The 18,612-nt window shown below is 63.9% G+C and carries 12 protein-coding genes; 5 read left to right on the forward strand and 7 right to left on the reverse strand.

Translation table 11 applies throughout. The features are described from left to right. Positions 1-15 precede the first annotated feature (15 nt). Complete coding sequence (locus VGM51_09085) at positions 16-2,679, reverse strand: valine--tRNA ligase (GenBank protein ID HEY3413196.1); 2,664 nt, start codon at positions 2,677-2,679, stop codon at positions 16-18. Between the two features lie 220 nt (positions 2,680-2,899). Between VGM51_09085 and VGM51_09090 the strand changes: the two genes are divergently transcribed. Beyond that, entirely contained in the window at positions 2,900-3,448 is a 549-nt protein-coding gene (locus VGM51_09090) for a DinB family protein (protein ID HEY3413197.1), read from the forward strand. A 128-nt stretch (positions 3,449-3,576) separates the two neighbouring features. Here the strand turns inward: VGM51_09090 and VGM51_09095 are convergent, their stop codons facing one another. Together VGM51_09095 and VGM51_09100 are read right to left on the reverse strand one after the other, a co-directional pair. Then, positions 3,577-5,736 carry a glycoside hydrolase family 3 C-terminal domain-containing protein gene (locus VGM51_09095; protein HEY3413198.1) on the reverse strand — a complete coding sequence of 720 codons (2,160 nt, stop codon included), beginning with the start codon at positions 5,734-5,736 and terminating at the stop codon, positions 3,577-3,579. 40 nt (positions 5,737-5,776) lie between these two features. Then, entirely contained in the window at positions 5,777-8,110 is a 2,334-nt protein-coding gene (locus tag VGM51_09100; protein HEY3413199.1) for a PBP1A family penicillin-binding protein, read from the reverse strand. A 252-nt stretch (positions 8,111-8,362) separates the two neighbouring features. On the opposite strand from VGM51_09100, the gene VGM51_09105 reads away from it, so the two are divergent. From VGM51_09105 to VGM51_09120, 4 genes are all read left to right on the forward strand, one after another. Continuing rightward, positions 8,363-9,892, forward strand: a complete 1,530-nt coding sequence (locus VGM51_09105; GenBank protein ID HEY3413200.1) for an O-antigen ligase family protein — start codon at positions 8,363-8,365, stop codon at positions 9,890-9,892. A gap of 71 nt (positions 9,893-9,963) precedes the next feature. After that, positions 9,964-11,145 carry a glycosyltransferase family 4 protein gene (locus VGM51_09110; protein ID HEY3413201.1) on the forward strand — a complete coding sequence of 394 codons (1,182 nt, stop codon included), beginning with the start codon at positions 9,964-9,966 and terminating at the stop codon, positions 11,143-11,145. 55 nt (positions 11,146-11,200) lie between these two features. Continuing rightward, positions 11,201-12,334, forward strand: coding sequence for a glycosyltransferase family 1 protein (locus tag VGM51_09115; protein ID HEY3413202.1), 1,134 nt, complete (start codon positions 11,201-11,203; stop codon positions 12,332-12,334). A 7-nt stretch (positions 12,335-12,341) separates the two neighbouring features. Beyond that, positions 12,342-13,457: a glycosyltransferase gene (locus tag VGM51_09120; protein ID HEY3413203.1), complete on the forward strand. Its 1,116-nt coding sequence runs from the start codon at positions 12,342-12,344 to the stop codon at positions 13,455-13,457. A gap of 85 nt (positions 13,458-13,542) precedes the next feature. Here VGM51_09120 and VGM51_09125 read toward each other — a convergent pair whose 3' ends face one another. From VGM51_09125 to VGM51_09140, 4 genes are read right to left on the reverse strand one after another with little or no spacing between them, the layout of a single operon-like run. Next, a complete protein-coding gene (locus VGM51_09125) occupies positions 13,543-14,721 on the reverse strand; it encodes an LL-diaminopimelate aminotransferase (GenBank protein ID HEY3413204.1) in 1,179 nt (392 codons plus the stop codon). A 45-nt stretch (positions 14,722-14,766) separates the two neighbouring features. Beyond that, positions 14,767-16,866 (reverse strand): Ig-like domain-containing protein, encoded by a 2,100-nt coding sequence (locus tag VGM51_09130; protein HEY3413205.1) that lies wholly within the window; start codon positions 16,864-16,866, stop codon positions 14,767-14,769. A 40-nt stretch (positions 16,867-16,906) separates the two neighbouring features. Then, the gene (locus VGM51_09135) at positions 16,907-17,818 is read right to left on the reverse strand and encodes a Stp1/IreP family PP2C-type Ser/Thr phosphatase (protein ID HEY3413206.1); all 912 of its coding nucleotides are present in this window, start codon (positions 17,816-17,818) and stop codon (positions 16,907-16,909) included. Further along, positions 17,805-18,593, reverse strand: a complete 789-nt coding sequence (locus VGM51_09140) for an FHA domain-containing protein (GenBank protein ID HEY3413207.1) — start codon at positions 18,591-18,593, stop codon at positions 17,805-17,807. Before VGM51_09140 ends, VGM51_09135 begins: the two co-directional genes overlap by 14 nt. Positions 18,594-18,612: the final 19 nt, after the last annotated feature.

Consider the following 18,612-nt stretch of genomic DNA (forward strand, 5'->3'; position numbering starts at 1 on the left):
CTCATCGCCTTCGCCCTACGCCAAACTTTCCAGCAGCGTCAGGCGATCCTTCAGAGCCGACTGCTTCCCCAGCAGTTCGATTTCGATGGCGCGTTCCTTCTCGATGACTTCCGGCGGCGCCTTACCGACAAACGCCTGGTTGCCGAGTTTGCCCTGAGTGCGCTGGAGGTCTTTCTCGATGGCCAGCAGGTCCTTATTTGCCTTGGCGGTCGCGACCGGGATATCGAGCAGTCCCTCCACCGGCACGTAGATCTCCGCGGCGGGGGAATGGGCCGGCCACGATTTCGCGGGGCGTTCGGACGCCATATTCACTTCAGCGCGCGCGAGGTGCTTGATGAGCCACCCGGCGTCGGCGAGCGCGGCGTCGGTACCGTTGACCGGGCAGATAGTGGCGGTAATCGGCTGGCCGGGCGGGATGTTGATGGCCGCGCGCACCGAGCGCAGTGCCTCCACCACGCCGAACGCGGCAAGCATCTCCTCCTCCGCGGCGAGGTTGCGCCACGACGGCTGAGCGACCGGGTACTGCGCCACGATGAGCGGAGTCGGGGAGGCGCACGCGGGCGCACCCGACTGGACCGCTGCATAAAGCTCTTCCGTCACGAACGGCATGAACGGGTGCAGCAATCGCAGGGTCTGCTCCAGCACGCCAATGAGAACGGCCTGCGCATCGGCGCGGTCCGGTCCCTGAAGGCGCGTCTTCGCCATCTCCACGTACCAGTCGCAGTACTCGTTCCACACGAACTCATAGATGGCGCGGCCGGCATCGTCGAGGTTGTAAGCCTCCAGCGAGGCTGCCACCGCCTCGGTAGTGGCCGACAGGCGGCTGATAATCCAGCGGTCCGCCGCATTGAGGGTGGCGATCTTCGCTGGGTCGAAGCCGCCTTCGAACGCCGGATGCGTGAAGCCTTCTTCCACGTTCATCAGCACGAACCGCGTGGCGTTCCAGAGCTTGTTCGCGAAATTGCGGCTTTCGGCCATGCGGCTTTCATTGAACCGTACGTCCTGTCCCTTGGCGGCCATGAACAGCAAGCCGAGACGCGTTGCGTCAGTACCGTACTTCGCGATCATCTCCAGTGGGTCCACGCCTGTGCCGAGGCTCTTGCTCATGCGCCGGCCGTCGGTCGCCTGAATCGTGGCGTGTACGTACACGTCGTTGTATGGGATCTTGTCCAGGTAGTGCTCGCTCATCGAGATCATGCGCGCGATCCAAAGGTACAGGATATCGCGCGCGGTGATCATCAGGTTGGTGGGGTAGAAGTACTCCAGTTCGGGCGTCTTGTCCGGCCAGCCGAGCACGGCCATCGGCCACAAGGCGGACGAGAACCAGGTATCCAGCGTGTCGTCATCCTGCACGACCGCGCCACCGCATTTGGGGCACCTGTCCGGCGCGGTTGCCTGGACGGTGATCTCCCGGCAGTCCTTACAGAAATACGCCGGGATCCGGTGTCCCCACCAGAGCTGGCGCGAGATATTCCAGTCGCGAAGGTTCTCGATCCACTGTGCCGTCTGCTGGGCGAAACGTTCCGGGAAATACGTCACCTGCCCCTCGCCGATGACGCCGAGCGTACGCTTCGCGAGGTCTTTCTCACGGCACCACCACTGGTCCAGCAGCAGCGGTTCGATGATGGTGTGGCAGCGCGCGCAATGGCCTACAGCATGGGTGTAGTCCTCTATCTTCTCGAGCAGACCCAGCGCCTCCAGGTCGGCAACCACCCTTTCGCGGCACGCGAAGCGGTCCAGCCCCGCGTATGCGCCGGCCGCCTCCGTCATTTTCCCATCTTCTCCGATGACCGAGATCTGCTCCAGGTTGTTGCGCAGTCCGGCCTGGTAGTCGTTCGGGTCGTGAGCGGGCGTCACCTTCACCACGCCGGTCCCGAACTCCAGGTCCACCAGGATATCGTCGGCGATGACAGGTATATCGCGGTCCATCAGAGGCAGGCGGACGGTCTTACCGATGAGGCCGTTCCAGCGGGGATCCCTGCTGTTCACGGCAACGGCGGTATCTCCCAGCATGGTCTCCGGCCGCGTTGTGGCCACGACTACCGATCCGGAACCGTCGGCCAGGGGGTAGCGGAGGTGCCAGAGGCTGGAAACTTCGTCGTCGTGCTCAACTTCAAGGTCCGATAATGTGGTGCCGTCCTTCACGCACCAGTTGACGACCCGTTTGCCGCGGTAGATGAAGCCGTCGTTGTACAGGCGGACGAACGACTCGGTGACCGCGCGGTAATAGCGGTCGTCCATTGTGAAGCGCTCGCGGGACCAATCGTAGGAGCAGCCGAGCGCCTTCAACTGGCCGATGATCTTTCCGCCGTAGAGCTCCTTCCACGCCCAGGCGTGTTTCAGAAACTCGTCGCGTCCGATTTCGACCGGGTTGATTCCCTGTGCGCGAAGCGAATCGCGGACCTTGATGGTGGTGCTGATGCTCGCGTGGTCGGTTCCGGGGACGCAGAGCGTGTTGAAGCCGCTCATGCGCTTCCAGCGGATGAGCGTGTCATGAATCGCGTGCTGGAGGCCGTGACCGAGATGGAGTTCGCCGGTCACGTTGGGAGGGGGAATGGTGATGCAGTAAGGCGTGCGGCTGTGATCGACCTCGGCCCTGAAGTAGCCGCCTTCGTCCCAGATGCCCAGCCATTTGGCCTCCACGGCCGTCGGTTCGTATGCTTTCGCCAGTTCGGTCATCGATCCCCCCGGGAAACGTGCAAAAAAGCCCCGCCCGTTCGGGCGAGGCGAATCGGTTTGGTACTCCCATGCTAGCAGACGGCGCGGAAGGCGTCAAAATGCGTGTCTCCGGTGATGGAGCCACCGAGGACAGAGAGGAAACGGAGGTTCACGGAGGAGTAGTGTAGTTGGCGGGGCTACACTGACAGCAGCACTTGAATGGCGAATGGAGGCACTCGAATTGGCGATCGATTCACTGTCCAGGGTCTTTGAGGGTTGGGAGGGGTACAACACCAGCCTAGTGCACGCGATTGAGCCGCTGACGGCGGAGCAACTGGCATTTCGGCCCGCTCCCGCCATGTCTTCGGTCGGCGAGGTAGCCGCACATATCGCCTTCGGCCGTGTGGGCTGGTTCCACAACATGGGCGCTCCAGGCGCCTCCGCGCTGGCGGAGCAGATATCGGCGATCGAGAAGCCCGGCGGCCGCGCCACCGGCCCGATGAGCGAAGACCCTTCGGAACTGGTGAACTGGCTCAACGCCACGTGGGCGATGGTCGAAGGAACCCTCGGGGCGTGGACGGTGGAGGATCTGGCGGTAACGTATCCGCACACCTACTGGGGCAAGACATACGCCGTATCGCGGCAGTGGACCATCTTCCGCATCCTGGCTCACGATATCCACCACGGCGGCCAGCTTACGGTGATGCTTGGGATGCAGGGCATCGAACCGCCGGAGTTGTCCTCACTGGGCGGCCACCTGACGGAGCCGCCGCTGTGGGACGGGCAGTAGCGGCGTGGACGAGGTCGTCCAGCACGCACAAGAGGTGAGAGGCTACCGCGGTGTCATGCTGAGCGCAGCGAAGGACCTCGACCTTACGTCGAGATGCTGCGCTGCGCTCAGCATGACACCTTCGAGACCTATCGCTCAACCGTTGCCCTCTGCCTGATGTCGGCGCTGGAGGTTCCGATCTGGATTTCGTACCTGCCCGGCGTCACCACGAACTTGCCCACGGTTTCGTCATACCACGCGAACGCGTCGTCCTTGAGCGTGAACTGCGCGTTCACCTTCTGGCCCGCGGCGATGTGGACGCGGCGGAACGCCTTGAGCTGCTTGATGGGCCGGTCCTTCGGCGCACCCACTTGGTGGACGTAGACTTGAACCACTTCGTCACCGTCTGTTCTACCGGTATTCGTGACGTCCAGAGAAAGGTCCACGCTATCGGTGGAGATCGATGTTTTGGGTTTGCCGTACTTGAACGATGTGTACGAGAGGCCGTGGCCGAACGGGTAGAGGACCTTTCCGCCGAAGTACCGGTAGGTACGGCCGGCCATGTTGTAGTCGGTGAACGGCGGCAGATCCTCGACGCTCTTGTAGAAAGTGACCGGCAGACGGCCGGCGGGGTTGTAGTCGCCAAACAGAACGTCGGCGACCGCATCGCCGTGCTGACCCGGGTACCAGGCCTGCACGATGGCCGGAATGCGATCGTTCGCCCAGTTGACTGCCAACGCGCTGCCGCTGAGAAGGACCAGCACAACCGGTTTCCCGGTGGCCGTCATCGCCTCGATGAAGTCCTCCTGCGCTTTCGGCAAATCGATGTTCGTCCGGTCACCGCCGGAGAAGCCGGGTACTTTGACGTCCATCTCCTCGCCTTCGAGGCGCGGCGAGATGCCCATGACCATCACAACTGCGTCGGATTTGGCCGCTTCGGCGAGAGCGTCGGCTTTCGTGGGGCTGTCCGCGGCCAGTTCGGAGCCTTTGAAGTACGTGACTTCAGCCTTCCCGGCGAGCTTGTCTTTTATGCCCTTCAATAAGGTGATGGGGTGGGAGGGGTCGCCGTTGTAGTTGCCCAGCATCACCTCGACGTCGTCGGCGTTCGGGCCAACGACCAGAAGCCTCTTCAGATCCTTCTTCAGCGGGAGGGACTGTTTCGCGTTTTTGAGAAGGACGATGGATTCCCTTGCGGTCTGCAAGGCGAGGGCATCGTGCTCGCTGGAGTCGTTCACGCTGAACGGGATGCTGTTGAACGGCACCAGTTCGGGAGGATCGAACATGCCGAGGCGGAAGCGGGCGATCAGGAGACGTTTGAGGGCGGCGTCGATTTGCTTCTCGGAAATCAGGCCCTGTTTCACTGCCTCCGGAAGCTGGCGGTAGGTGCCCCCGCAGTTCAATTCGGTTCCAGCCAGCACGGATATGGCCGCCGCTTCGGCGGCGGTTTTCACGGTCTTGTGTCCGCGATACACGTCCGAGACGGCGTCGCAATCGGAAACGACGTAGCCGTTGAAACCCCACTGGTCGCGAAGGATATCGGTCAGCAGGCGCTTGCTCGCGGTGCACGGCACACCGTCAGTGCGATTGTAGGCGCTCATCACGGAGAAGGCTTTGCCCTCCCGGACGGTGGCCTCGAAGGCGGGGAGATAGGTGTTGAACAGGTCCGAGTCCGAAACGACCGCGTCAAACGAGTGGCGGAGCGACTCGGGACCGCTGTGAACGGCGAAATGCTTGGAGGTGGATACCGTTTTCAGGTACTTCGGGTCGTCGCCCTGCATCCCCGTGACGAATGCGACGCCCATGCGTGACGTGAGGAAGGGGTCCTCGCCGTACGTTTCCTGGCCGCGGCCCCATCTGGGGTCACGAAAGATGTTGATGTTGGGCGACCAGAAGGTCAAACCGTAATACCCGTCGGTGTTGCCCTTTTTCTGTGCGTCACTGTACTTCGCCCTCGCTTCGTCGCTTATTACAGTCGCAACACGGTGATGCAGGTCGGTGTCCCAGGTTGCGGCGAGGCCGATGGCCTGCGGGAACACGGTTGCATGGCCGGCGCGCGCGACTCCGTGCAACGCTTCGTTCCACCAATCGTAATGTGGAATACCGAGGCGCGCAATTGCCGGCGCGTTGTTTTCCATCTGGGCGGCCTTCTCTTCGAGCGTGAGCCGGGAGATGAGGTCGTCGGCGCGCGCTGATATCGGCAGATTCGGGTCACGGAACGGCATCATGGAAGCCTCCTGCGCGAGGGCGGGCAAGGCCGCCAGAAGGAACGCCGGAATAATGAGCCGGCGAACGCGAACACGAATATTCATCAGATTCAACTCCGGTACAGTGGGTTCGTTGGTGGTCCCGCTACCGCCCCGGACCGTGAAGGCGGCAGATAGCTGTGGGTGTATTCGGCGTCAGGCGCCTGGTGATCGTCCTTGGACAATAGGGGTTTGCGCGGAGCCCGGTATCGGCACACAGCACGACGATACCCGCGGCAGGGGCTGCGGGAGCCGGCTCCGGTTCCGGCGGCGGCGGGTTGGCCGTTTCCGTCGCGGCGTCACCGGTGTCGCCGGTGGTATCGGTCGGTACGGGTGGGCTTGCAACGACCGGACGCGGTGCGGGCCGCGCGGGGACGGGGCTCAGGGCGGTGCCCGGATGGATGTCGCATTGTTGTGTCGGGGCGTCTTCGGGCTTGAATTTCCGCGTATTCCAGTGCGGGCAGTGATTGGTTGCGATCAGGCCGCTATCGGGGCAGATCTTGAGCGAGACCATCCCGTCCGCGCCGGGCGCCGGGGTAGCGATCTCGCGTTGTCCCGGCATTTCCGAGCCGGGAGGGCTCGTCAAATCCGGCCGGTTGCGCGGGTTAAGCTGCAATGCGCGCTGCATGAACGCGTCCCAGATCGGGATGCAGCATCTGCCGCCCGACGCGTGCAGAAGCGGTCGGAAATTGTCGTTTCCCACCCATACGGCGGTTGAGAGCTGAGGCGTAAACCCCACAAACCACACGTCGCGCTCGTCCGAAGTCGTGCCGGTCTTGCCGAATGAATCCGGGATCACTCCGGCAGCGCGGCCGGTGCCCATTGTGATCACGGCGCGCAGCATCTCGTCCATCTCCTGAACGACTTCCGGCCGCACAACCTCCTGCGGTTGCGGATTGGCCTGCTCCAGGGTGTTGCCGTCGCGATCCTTCACTTCGAGGATGGACAGAGGCTCGATGAACTTGCCTTTGACCGCGAACGCTCCGTACGCGCCGGCCATTTCGAGCGTGCTCCCGCCGCCGGCGCCAATGGCCGTCGGCAGGTACGGCGGCAGGCTGCCCTTCAGGCCCAATCGCCGCGCGACCTCGATGGCCTTCCTGATACCAATGGCATCCGCGGTATTGATGGCGGCGAGGTTGATGGACAGGGCCACGGCGGTGCGCAGCGAGACGCGGCCACGGTACCGCCCGTCATAGTTGCGGGGCGTCCATCGCTTGCCGTTCCCGGCCGGCCAGGAGCGCCGGGAGTCGCCGACCGTTCGATACTGGTTCCAGCCTTCGTTGAGCGCCGCCGTGTAAACGAACGGCTTGAACGACGAGCCCAACTGGCGCTTGTTGCTGATCGCGCGATTGAACTGCGATTTGCCCCACTCTTTGCCGCCCACCATGGCGCGGATGTAGCCGTTGTGGGGATCGACACACGTGAGGGCCGCCTCGGTTTTCGAGGTGACAAGGTGCTGGCTGGCGGCTGTCGCCAACCCTGCAACAACGGCCTGTTCCGCTGCCTGCTGCATCCCGTAGTGAAGGGTGGTCCGCACTTCGAGCCCGCCGCGGTCAACAGTCTCCGGCCCATAGCGTTCTTCCAGCTGGCGGACGACGTAATCGACGAAATGGGGGGCTTTCCACTCGTTGGTGACGTTGTTCTGCCTGGGGATCAGGCGGACGGGTTCCTGAGCCGCGGAGCGGGCTTGTTCCGGGGTTATGTAGGTCAGCTCGGCCATGCGCGCCAGCACGATGTTGCGCCGCTCTCGTGCCGCCGCCTTGTTCTTGAAGGGATCGAACTCGGTTGGCCGTTGCGGTATGCCCGCGAGCATGGCGGATTCGGCGAGATCGAGTTTGGAGACGGGCTTCCCGAAATAGCGCATTGCGGCAGCCTGCACCCCGTAGGAGCGCGCCCCATAGTACACTTCGTTCAAATAACCCTCGAGAATCTCCTTTTTGGAGTATTTTCGCTCCAGGCGAAGCGCGACGACCGCCTCCTGGAGTTTACGGCTCAGCGTTTTCTGCTTGCCGAGTTCATACGCGTTGCGAGCCAACTGCTGGGTGATGGTCGAACCGCCCTGGCCGAGATGGCCACCCTTCACGTTGGAAACTAGCGCGCGGCCGATCCCGTGCAGGTCCAGGCCCGAATGCGAGTAGAAACGATAGTCTTCGATGGCGACGGTCGCGTCCTGCAATTGCTGCGGGATGTCCTTGATGTGGATGTAGTCGCGGTTTTCGCTGAAGATTCGGGCGAGCAGCACGCCGTCCGCTGAATAAATGCGGGTGGCGGCGGAGGATAGCCCGAGTTCCTCGATGTTCGGGAGGCGCTGCGTGACCTGATACAGGGCCAGTGCGGCGAAGCCGACGACCGCCAGCAGGAACGACAGGCACCCGAATTGAAGCGCGTACTTAAGCCGCGACACGCGGCGGCGCCGTTTTCGGCGCACGGTTGTGCTCATGACAATAGGATGTTATCTCTATCGGGGCCACGATTGGAAGCGCGTCGATGCGCCGACGCCGGAGCGCCCACTTCATGAACGCCGGTCACCTCGTCGTGTCACGCAACGACCGGGCGTGAATAGCGCGGCCCAGCGTTGCGTCTGATATAATGGTAGTGGCCGCCCGCGCCTCCGGCTTCCCCACGGCCATTGTTTGCGGCGTCCCATCCCTCGGAGCCGTACGGCGCCGCTGCGTGGCAACTTGGAAAGCGGTTGAAACCGCAATATAGTGGAATGGCCCGTTCGCGCCGCGAAGCAGTTGATGGCGTGAGTTACCGCGAAATCGCACAGCCTATGGACATACCGTTCCTGTACAACAAGGCCGCCGCGGCGCCGCGCCGCGTGGATATCGCGGCGCTGCTCATCATCCTGCTTCATGCCGCCGCGCTTGTCCTCTTTGTAGTGAAGCCCCTGGAAGGCGCTGTCCTTTTCTGCGTTGGGCTTACAGTGGCAGTGGCGCTTGGGCGTCCCCTTCCCATACTCCTCGTCAGCCTTGCGCTGCTGTGGGTGAACGATCCGCTGGCCGACCTTTACCCGTTGTCACAGTATACGGCCTGGAAGGACGTGCTGCTTCTCGTCGTGTTCATCGGGTGGATGCTTCGCAGCCTGGTACTGCGGCGCCCCGTGGTGCTTGACAGCCCTATCTCGCGGCCGCTCTTGCTGCTCGTTATCGCTTTCCTGGTCGGGTGCATTAACAGTCCCAGCATGACGCACGCGGTCCTCGGGCTGAAGGCATGCGTGTTTTACAGCGTCTGGTATTTCGTGCTGCCGGAGATCATCCGGTCGAAGCGCGACGCGCGCGCACTGGTGATGGCGGTTCTTTTCGGCACCGTCTGCCTGTCTTTCTACAATTTCTGGGCCGTGCAGCAGCCGGCGTACGGGATATTCCCCGCGGGGCGCGACGGGCGGGTTCTGCCTGGCGCGCTGATGGTGCACTGGAGCCCGTCCAGTTCGTTCCTGCCGCCGGGAATCCTCTTCGGAATGGTGATCGCGCCGCGGCTGCGTATGTGGCGCAGGATCCTGGTGAATATCGCCGTGGTCATCGGTGTCGGCGGCCTCGTGGTGACGTCCGGCAGGGCGGCGTGGGGCATCCTGCTCATCACGACCCTGATCCTGAGCGCACTTGGTCGGCGGGCGGGGTTAACCCGCATCCTGCTGGTCGCCGTCATCGTGGCAGGCGTCATCCAGACGCAGATGTCGCTGGATGTGACCGAGAGAGCGGCGTCGGCATTTGAGAGCAATGACGTGAGCGCCGATGCGCGTGAGGCCGAGTTCACGACTGTCACCCTGCCCTTTGTCCTCTCCCATCCCTTCGGCGCGGGCACCGGATCGATGTCCGCTCAGGGTTCCGCAAAGGTGTGGGCAGGTGGATCGGACGTGGATTTTGTGCTTCAAAAGGGCATTATCCACAACGGTTTTCTACTCGTCGCCATCGAGATCGGCTGGGTGGGGCTTGCCGCATACATCTGGATGCTGATCGCCGCGATGGCCGCATCATGGCGGGCGTACAAGAAGGCCCGCGACCCCTTTGTCAAGGATCTCGCGCTCTCCTGCCTGGGCATTGTCTTCTTTTTCACAGCCATGAATTTTGCCTTGTCGATCCTGACGACGGCCCTGATCGGCTACGATATCTGGGTCTTCCTGGGGCTCATCACACTGCTCCCGCGTCTGGACGACGAGGCGACGAACGCCGCCGGGAGGCTGGCATCGTCCGTCGCCCCCGAACCCGTGGCCTGCCGATGAGGAACGCCGCGCGTCAACTCCCGGCAGACCGCAGCGTCGCCGTCGTCGCGAAGGCGGCGGGGTAAGCGCCCATGGCAGCGACAGACGAGGGGGCGACCAGCGAATCGAGCCCGGGTGTGCTCTACATTGAGCGTAACGCCGTGCTCGGCGGCACCGCCCGAATCCTGCTCCTGTGCATGCGAACGGCCCAGGAGATGGGACTCCGGCCCGTCCTCGCCTGCCCGGGCGAGGGCCGCCTGCCGGACGAAGCCCGCGCGATGGGCATCCCCGTCGAGCCATGCAACTTCACCGCGATGCAGCGAACGCGGAACCCCGCGAAGCTGCTCGGATACGTCGCCGGCCTTCGACACGAAGGCGCCAGCGTGACCCGAATCTGCCGCAAGCATCGCATCTCGCTCATTCACGTTCACGGACCGATCTCCGCGATGTACGCAGTCAACGCGGCGAAAGCACTCTCACTGCCCGTGATCTGCCATCTGCACGAGGCGACCCCGCCGACCCTGTATCACCGGCTGGCGTGGAGGTACGCGGCTCCCATCGTCACGGCGTTTGTGTGCGTTTCACAGGCGGTTCGCCGCCTCGCCGGTGAGATCGGGCTGCCGGAAGATCGAATCCGTATCGTATACAACGCCGTCGATCCGTCTTTCCTGGCCGATGATGTGAAGGCGGCGCCGGACATCGTCGGCCCGGGGCCGCACATCGGTGTTGTGGGCCTGATCGTGCCGCTGAAGGGGCAGGACGTCTTCCTGAGCGCCGCGGTCCGGCTCGTTGAGCGCCTGCCATCGGCGCACTTCTACATCGTGGGGTCGCTTGCCCACCCGGACGACCAGCCGTATCTGGATTGCCTTCGCGCGATGGCCGCCGCAGAGCCGCTCGCGGGACGCGTAACTATCACCGGATACCGCAGCGACATACCGCAACTGATGAAGGCGTGGGACGTGGTGGCCGTGCCGACCGTGTGGCCGGAGGCTTTCGGGTTGGTGGCCGCCGAGGCCATGGCCCTCGGCCGGCGCACCGTGGTGTCCGCTGCCGGCGGGCTGCCGGAGATCGTGGAGGATGGCGTTACGGGGCTGGTGGTACCGCCGAATGACGCGGAAGCCCTCGCGGACGCGATCGAGGACCTGGCATCGCGGCCTTTGGACGATCCGATTGGCGCGCGCGCCGCGCTTTCGATCCGCGAGCGGTTCAGCCCGGAGCGGTTTGCGGCGGCCATCCGGGAACTGTACAGCCAGTGCCTCCCGGGCGGGCAGTGAGCGATTGCGATTCAGCATGCAGACGCTATACTGAGGGCAACAGGAGACAGCCTTCGTGCGCATTGGCATTCATGCACATCTGCTTCATAGCGGCGAGAGTTACCGCAACGCGGGAATCAGCCAGTACATACGGTACCTGCTGACCGCCTTGCAGACCGAGGCGCACGACCACGAACTGATCGCTTTCGTCAACAGCGGCTTCAGCGAACCCGGCCTCCTGCCCAATACCCGGATCATCCAGTCGCGAGCGCCGGGCGAGAGCGCGTGGCGACGCATGTTGTTCGAGCAGATGTCGCTTCCCCTCCTCACCGCGCGCCTGCGCCTCGATGTGTTGCATGGAACGGCGTTTGCGCTGCCGATTGCGGGTACCTGCCCCGGCGTCGTCTCCGTGATGGATGTGGGCTTCCTGCGCTTCTCCGACAAGCATCTCAGCGCGAACAGGCGCTACCTTACGGCCATCAGCAAGGCGAGCGCCCGCCGCGCGAAACGTATCATCGGCATCAGCAAGGCGACCGCGGAGGATTGCATCTCGCTCTTGGGAGCGCCGCGCGATCGCGTGCGAATTGTGTACTGCGGCGTGGACCACGAGATCTACCGCCCGCAGCCCGCCGCGGATGTCGCCGCCTTTCGCACGGCAAAGGGGCTGCCGGACCGCTTTGCGTTGTTCGTCGGGACGCTGGAGCCGCGCAAGAACCTGTGGTCATTGTTGCGGGCGTTCTCGAAGGCGAGGAAGAACGGTCTCGAGCAGGATCTGGTGGTCGTCGGCGGTGCGGGCTGGCTCTTCGAGGACATGCTGCGGCGTGTTCGGGACGAGGGATTGGACGACGGCGTTCGATTTGTGGGTTACGCCAGCACGGACGAAATGTCTCTGTGGTATGCGGCAGCCGAGTATTTTGTCTACCCGTCGCTGCTCGAAGGCTTCGGACTGCCTGTCGCCGAGGCGATGGCTTGCGGCACGCCCGTCATCACCAGCAACGTATCATCGCTGCCGGAAGTTGGCGGAGACGCGGTCGAGTATGTGACGCCGACTGACGTGGAGGATATCGCCACGCGCCTTTCGGAAGTTGGTGGGGATGCCGACAAACGCTCCCGGATGCGGTGCGCTGGGTTGGACCGCGCGAGCGGGTTCCGATGGGACGAGGCCGCGCGGCAGACGCTGGCCGTTTACGAAGAAGCGAGGGCACTCTAAGTTACGCATGAAAGTTGCTATCATCCACGACTGGCTGAACCAGAACGGCGGCGCGGAGCGCGTACTGGAAGAGTTCCACGCCATGTACCCCGACGCGCCGATCTACACGAGCATGTACGACGCGGAGCGCATGCCCGCGGCGTATAAATCCTGGGACATCCGGACCACCTGGATGCAGCGCCTCCCGATGGTGACGAAGAAGCACCAGCTCTTCATGCCGTTGTTCCCGGCGGCGTTCGAAACGATCGACCTCTCCGGCTACGACCTCGCGATTTCCAGCAGCAGCGCGTTCTGCCATGGCGTGCTCACGCGCACCGAGGCGTGTCACGTGTGCTACTGCCATACACCGACGCGATTCATATGGAACTACTTCGACTACGCGAAGCGTGAGAGGCTGTCCGCCTGGAAGAGAAGACTACTAGCACCTTACCTGTTCAAACTCCGTCAGTGGGACAGGACTAGCGCGGATCGTGTGGACTATTGGATCGCCAACTCCGGCCTCGTGAAGGACCGCATCGCCAAGTACTACCGGCGGACTGCGGCGGTGATCTACCCTCCGGTGGACACGGCGCGCTTCGTGCCGGAAGCCGGCTACGATGACTACTACCTCGTGCTGAGCCGCCTGCTGCCGTACAAGCGGATCGACCTCGCTATCGAAGCGTGCAACCGCACGAAGAGCCGACTGCTGATCGCGGGGAGCGGCCGCGGGACGGAACAGCTGAAAAAGCTGGCCGGCCCGACCGTGGAGTTCCTGGGCCGCGTTCCGGAAGAACAGTTGAGCGGCCTCTACGCGCGCTGCAAGGCGTTCATCTTCCCCGGCGAGGAGGACTTTGGCCTCACGCCGCTGGAAGCCAACGCCGCCGGCCGCCCCACTATCGCCTTCAAGGCGGGTGGTACGCTGGACACGGTCCTACCCGGCGTCACCGGCGAGTACTTCACGGAGCCGACAGTGGACAGCCTGGTGGCCGCGATGACCGCCTTCAATCCCGACGCCTACGATCCCGCCAAAATCCGCGCCCACGCGGAGACGTTCGACACGAAGGTCTTCCGCGCGCAGTTCCAGGACTTCGTTAAGCGCAGTATGGAAGCGTACGCGAAGGGGATTCCGGTGTACGACCAGTAGGTCAACCAGTCAATGGGTCAATGAGTCAACGGGTCGATATCGGTCCGTTGACTCATTGACTCATTGACCCATTGACTGGTTTATCCTATTTCACTGCCGCAATCCTTCTTGCGGCTTCGGCGAGGAGTTCGCCGTTCTTGTCGCCGCTCACCGTGAGGCTCATGCGGAACCAGCCGTCGCCGTGGGGGCCGTAGCCCACGCCGGGGATCACCAGCACGCCGGCTTCCTCCAGCAGGCGCTTCGCCCACGCAATGCTGCTTCCACCGCCCGGAACGGGCGCCCAGACGTAGAACGTAGCCTTCGGCTTCGGGATACTCCACCCAGCTGCGTTAAGGCCGTCCACAAGGGCGTCGCGGCGCCTTGCGAAGAGGGCCAACGTCTCGTCCAGGCTGTGGGCCTGTTCGTTCAGGGCGTACGCTCCGGCGGCGCTCAGGGCCATGAAGCCCTTGCTGTCCACGTTGCTCTTCAGGCGGTTCAGGATGCCGATGATGTCCGAATTGCCCGCCGCGAAGCCCACGCGCCAGCCGGTCATGTTGAACGTCTTGGACAGCGAGTGCATCTCGATGGCCAGGTCCTTCGCGCCGGGCACCTGAAGGATACTGGGCGGCAAAAAGCCGTCGTAGTGGACCTCGGTGTACGCCGCGTCCTGGCAGACGATGATTTCGTACTCCTTCGCGAACGCGACCACTTCCTCGAAATACGACAGTTCGGCCACGGCGCCGGTCGGGTTGTTCGGGTAGTTGATGGTCATCAATTTCGCGCGTTTCGCCACGTCGGTCGGGATGTCTGCCAGCACCGGCTTCCATCCGTTTGCGGGCCCCATCGGCATCTCATAGACTTCGGCGCCGGCCATTTTCGCGCTGACTTTGTAGACCGTGTAGGCCGGATCCGGCGCGAGCACGAGGTCGCCGGGGTTCAGGAGAGACCAGCTAAGGTGCGCCAGGCCTTCCTTGCTGCCGATGGTGAGGAGCATTTCCGTCGCGGGATTCAGATCCACGCCGAACCGGCGCTTGAACCACGCGGATGCCGCTTCGAGGAACGGCGGGTAACCGCTGGCCGACTCGTCGTAACGGTGGAACTCCGGGTTGGCGACCGCTTCCTGGGCTGCGTGGATGATCGAGTCCGGCGTCGGGCGGTCGGGGTCGCCGATGCCGAGGTCGATGAGGTCTTTGCCTTCAGCGATGGCCTTGCGCTTGGCGGCGGCGATTTCGCCGAAGAGATACGGTGGGATGGCGGCCAAACGGTCCGCCGGATGGATTGTCATAAGTATCGTTTCCTGTTCATATGTACGCCGCCGGGGCGGCTTGCTCTAGAAATACCTGCCGGGAACGTAGTCCAGGTAGACTTTGTGCTGGAACGTTGAGTAAACGAGCGAGAGAGAGCGTTCGCCAACGATTCGGGTAACGCGCGCCTCTATGTTGACAGCCTGAAAAGTGGTCTCGTAGATCGGGTTCGGGGACGACAGTCCCTGCCGGAAGATGCCTGCATTCAGTGTGGCCGCCCAGACGGGCGAAAACAGATATTGGCCGCTCACTCTGAAGTTGCGCGTCTTCTGGTCGATGCCGACCGTTGCGAACGCCATCATCGACCACTTGGGCATCTTCCCATAGGAGAGGCTGGCGGTAATCGTTTGGCGTTCCGGCCGGATGATATCGGAATCCGGGGTGGGCCGGTAACCGAAGTCGCTGTAGTTGTAGACGAAGTTGGCGGACCCCATCTTGCCCAGCGGCTGCCGGGCGGTCACCGTTCCCTGGGTGGAGCGCCTCGCCGACCCGCTGCCAAACGACAGGCCCTGGCCGAAGGAGGCGTCCATCGCGAACCCGCCGCGCGCCTTGACCGTCGGGGCGATGATGCGGCCGCTTACGGATTGCGAGTTTACGCCTTGAACCGGGCCGTAGACGAGGGTTTTCCACGTGGGGTCGAGCATGGTGGTCGCCAGCCACTGGCGACCTACGGACCCGCCGACGGTCCAGGCGAATCCTGCGGCGAGCGGCCGGGGTGTGGATTGCGCAGACAGGTCCACGTTGCCCGTCGTCTGGTTCGCTTTAAGCGCCGGGGGCAGAGTCTGGCCGGCCTCCGGCGGCACATTTTCGTACCCCGTCGTCGCCTGGGTACGGCTGCCGAAGGCTGTGAAGGAGGTGTTGTATCCCTTTGCCTGATGGGAAAGGGACATGTTGGCCAGGGTGTAGCGAGCCAGCGCGCCGTAGCCGGTCCGTGTGTCCACATTGAAGTATCCGCGCGTGGACTGTCCCAGATTCTGGTTATGCGTCCACGACAGCCCCCAGTCGGGCGACGTGATGCGTGTCAGGGCGGCGGATCCGTCAGTGCCTCTCCCGAGATCGTACTTGGTGAGCAGGTCCAGCGCCCACCCTGGGACGGTGGCGCCGTAGAGGCCTTCCGGCGCGTTGAATTTCATCCGCAGCTGTGATGAACCTATCGCGCCGGCGGCGACGTAGTACGGTATGTCGAGCAGCGGCCCGCGCGGCCCCAGCCCGATGTATTGGGCGTAACCCAGGTGAGTGTTGTCCAGCGGTTTGACGTGGTAGGGGAGGGTGAGCCGCTCCTTACCGTTCAGGATCAGGCGGGCGTGCGTGAACTGGAGTTCGACCCCGGGAAGGAGAAGGACTCGCGATGCGCGCACCGCGAATGGGCTGGGCGTGAGGTCCGCAAACTCGAACTCGTGTGCCGGTAGCGGGCCTAACGCCTTTGTGAGCTCTCCCGTGAATCCACTGAACTCGAAAAGACCTCTCACTGGCTCATCGAGGCCAAACACCATGCCGGTGTGAGCCTCCCAGTTGTACTGGAAACGGTCCGCCGCGATGTGCTTGTCGCCGAAGGTGATCGTAAGCGCGCTTGCTCCCGGTTTGGATTCCGCCACTATGGTGGAACGCTCCAGCAGCATTTGAGCGCGGTCCGCGCTGATCTGCAGGCGTCCGATCTTGAACCGTACGCTGCCGGTCGCGTCAACGACGCCTTCAAAGTCGTTGTAAAGCAGGTAGTCCGCCCGGACCGAGACCGCGGCCGCCGACTGGCCAAACACGATCGGCCTGGAACTGAATTCCACGGTGATTTCCGCCGTGGCATGCCCGGCCGACGCCGTCACGGTTGCCCGGCCCGGCACGGTGCTGCTGGTCAACCGCACACTGGCCTGTCCGCCCTGGCTGGATGCGGCCGATTCGATGCTGCCCAGCGTGGTCGAGAAACGGATGGGGAGCCCGTTGGGCACCAGGCCGCCGCTGCGATCGCGAACCTCGGCTGTGATCGTGGTAGTGGTGGCGCCGTCCGCGAAAATCGCGGCGGGTTTGGCCGTGAGGCGAACGGTTTCGGCTTCCTGCGCGCGCGAGGCGCACTGGAGCGCAAGGGCTGCGAGACACAGGCCCGGGATGGCGCTGATGATGCGGAGTCTCATACCCTTATCTTAGGCAGACAGCGAAATGGACGCGGCGCGGTCAGGATCCTGCCCTGTGGAAGAACCCGCGGCGCCTGGCGGCCGGAGGGTCCGGGGCCGCTTCGGACGGCTGCACCTGCCCCGAGTCGTCGAGGACTCGCAGGATGGCGACGGTGACGTTGTCCGGGCCGCCGCGGGAGTTGGCAACGCCGATCAACTCTCCGCATGCGAGGGATGGCGGGGAGGCAACCGCCAACGCGGCAATCTCCGGGTCGGCAACCACGCCGGTGAGCCCGTCGGAGCAGAGCAGGAGGGTATCACCGGGCAAGAGGGGATAGCGGACGACGTCCGGCTGGACGGCGGGCTCGGGGCCGAGCGACCGCGTGATGATATTGCGGCGCGGGTGGTGTGCCGCTTCCTCCCGGGTGAGGATGCCCAATTGGACGTGCTCTTCCACGAGGGAGTGGTCGCGTGTCATCTGAGTGGCTATCCCGTCGCGGATCAGATAGGCACGGCTGTCTCCCGCCCAGGCAACCACCGCATCGCTGTCAACAATCGCCACCGTGGCCAGCGTGCAACCCATGCCGGAACGAGACGGAATCGCGCGGGCCGTATCGTATATCACGGCGTTGGCCTGCGAAAAGGCCCTGGCAACGGCATCTTCCACGGAGCCGTTGACGCCGCCGAAATACGCCTGTGCCAACGCCTTCAGCGCCATCTCAGAAGCGATCTGCCCGGCCGCGTGGCCCCCCATGCCGTCCGCTACGGCGTACAGCCGTCCCCGGTTCGCCAGAAGGACGGGATCTTCCGGTTCCCACCAATCGAATTTGTCTTCGTTGTTCTCGCGAACGCGGCCCAGATCCGTCTTGGCCGCGAATTGCACGGCGAGATGGATCTCGGGTGCCTGGCGCGGAGTCTCGCCCGGCGGGAGGTCGGCCGGCTGGAGTTCCGCCGTAATCTCATCCGGCGTCATCGGCGGACTCCTCCTCTTCCGCCGGCAGGGGAACGTACCGCAATGCCTCCCGCCCGAACACGATCTCCTGACCGGCCTCCAGGGTCTCCGTCGTCCCCGGAGCCAACCGCCGCCCCGAAATGAACGTCCCGTTGCTGCTGCCCGAGTCGATGATGGTTAACTGGCCGTCCGCCACCGTCAGCACGGCGTGGAAGCCGGAAACGAACGGATCACTGAGCACCACATCGTTGCCGGGCTTCCGTCCGATGCTGTTTGCGCCCTGCTTTACGGCGTAGGAGACTCCGGCGCCTTCCAGGTGGCCGGCCACCGGAGCCTCGGCATCGATCTCCTCACCGTCCGAGGGTTCCACGGGGTTGCCATCCGCGCCGGACAGATGGAACACCACCACGCCGAACTGGATGCGCTGGCCCGGCGCCACCTGGCGGTCTTCGCCGGGCGGCAGCACGGCGCTGCCCGTCTTCGTCCCGTTACTGCTCCCCTCATCCCGGACCGTCACCACGGTATCGTTGACGGTGATGATGGCGTGCCGCCTCGAAACCGACGGATCGGAGAGGAATACATCGGCCAGGATACGCCCAACGACGTTTTCGCCCTGTTTCAGCGGGTGCGATTCGCCGTCGCCTAACAGCCTGTAGCCCGGGACCGCGTCCGCGGCGCCGCCGGGCGTCGAATCGAGGCGGAAGCCGCAATCCGCGCACCACTCCGCCGTTGGGCCATTTTCCGCGCCGCATACCGGGCAGGGTGCGCCGGCGATCATCTGTGTTCTCTCGTCCATTGGGTTTCGTTCTCAGGTT

The organism is Armatimonadota bacterium, assembly GCA_036504095.1.
Lineage (GTDB): Bacteria > Armatimonadota > DTGP01 > JAKQQT01 > JAKQQT01 > DASXUL01.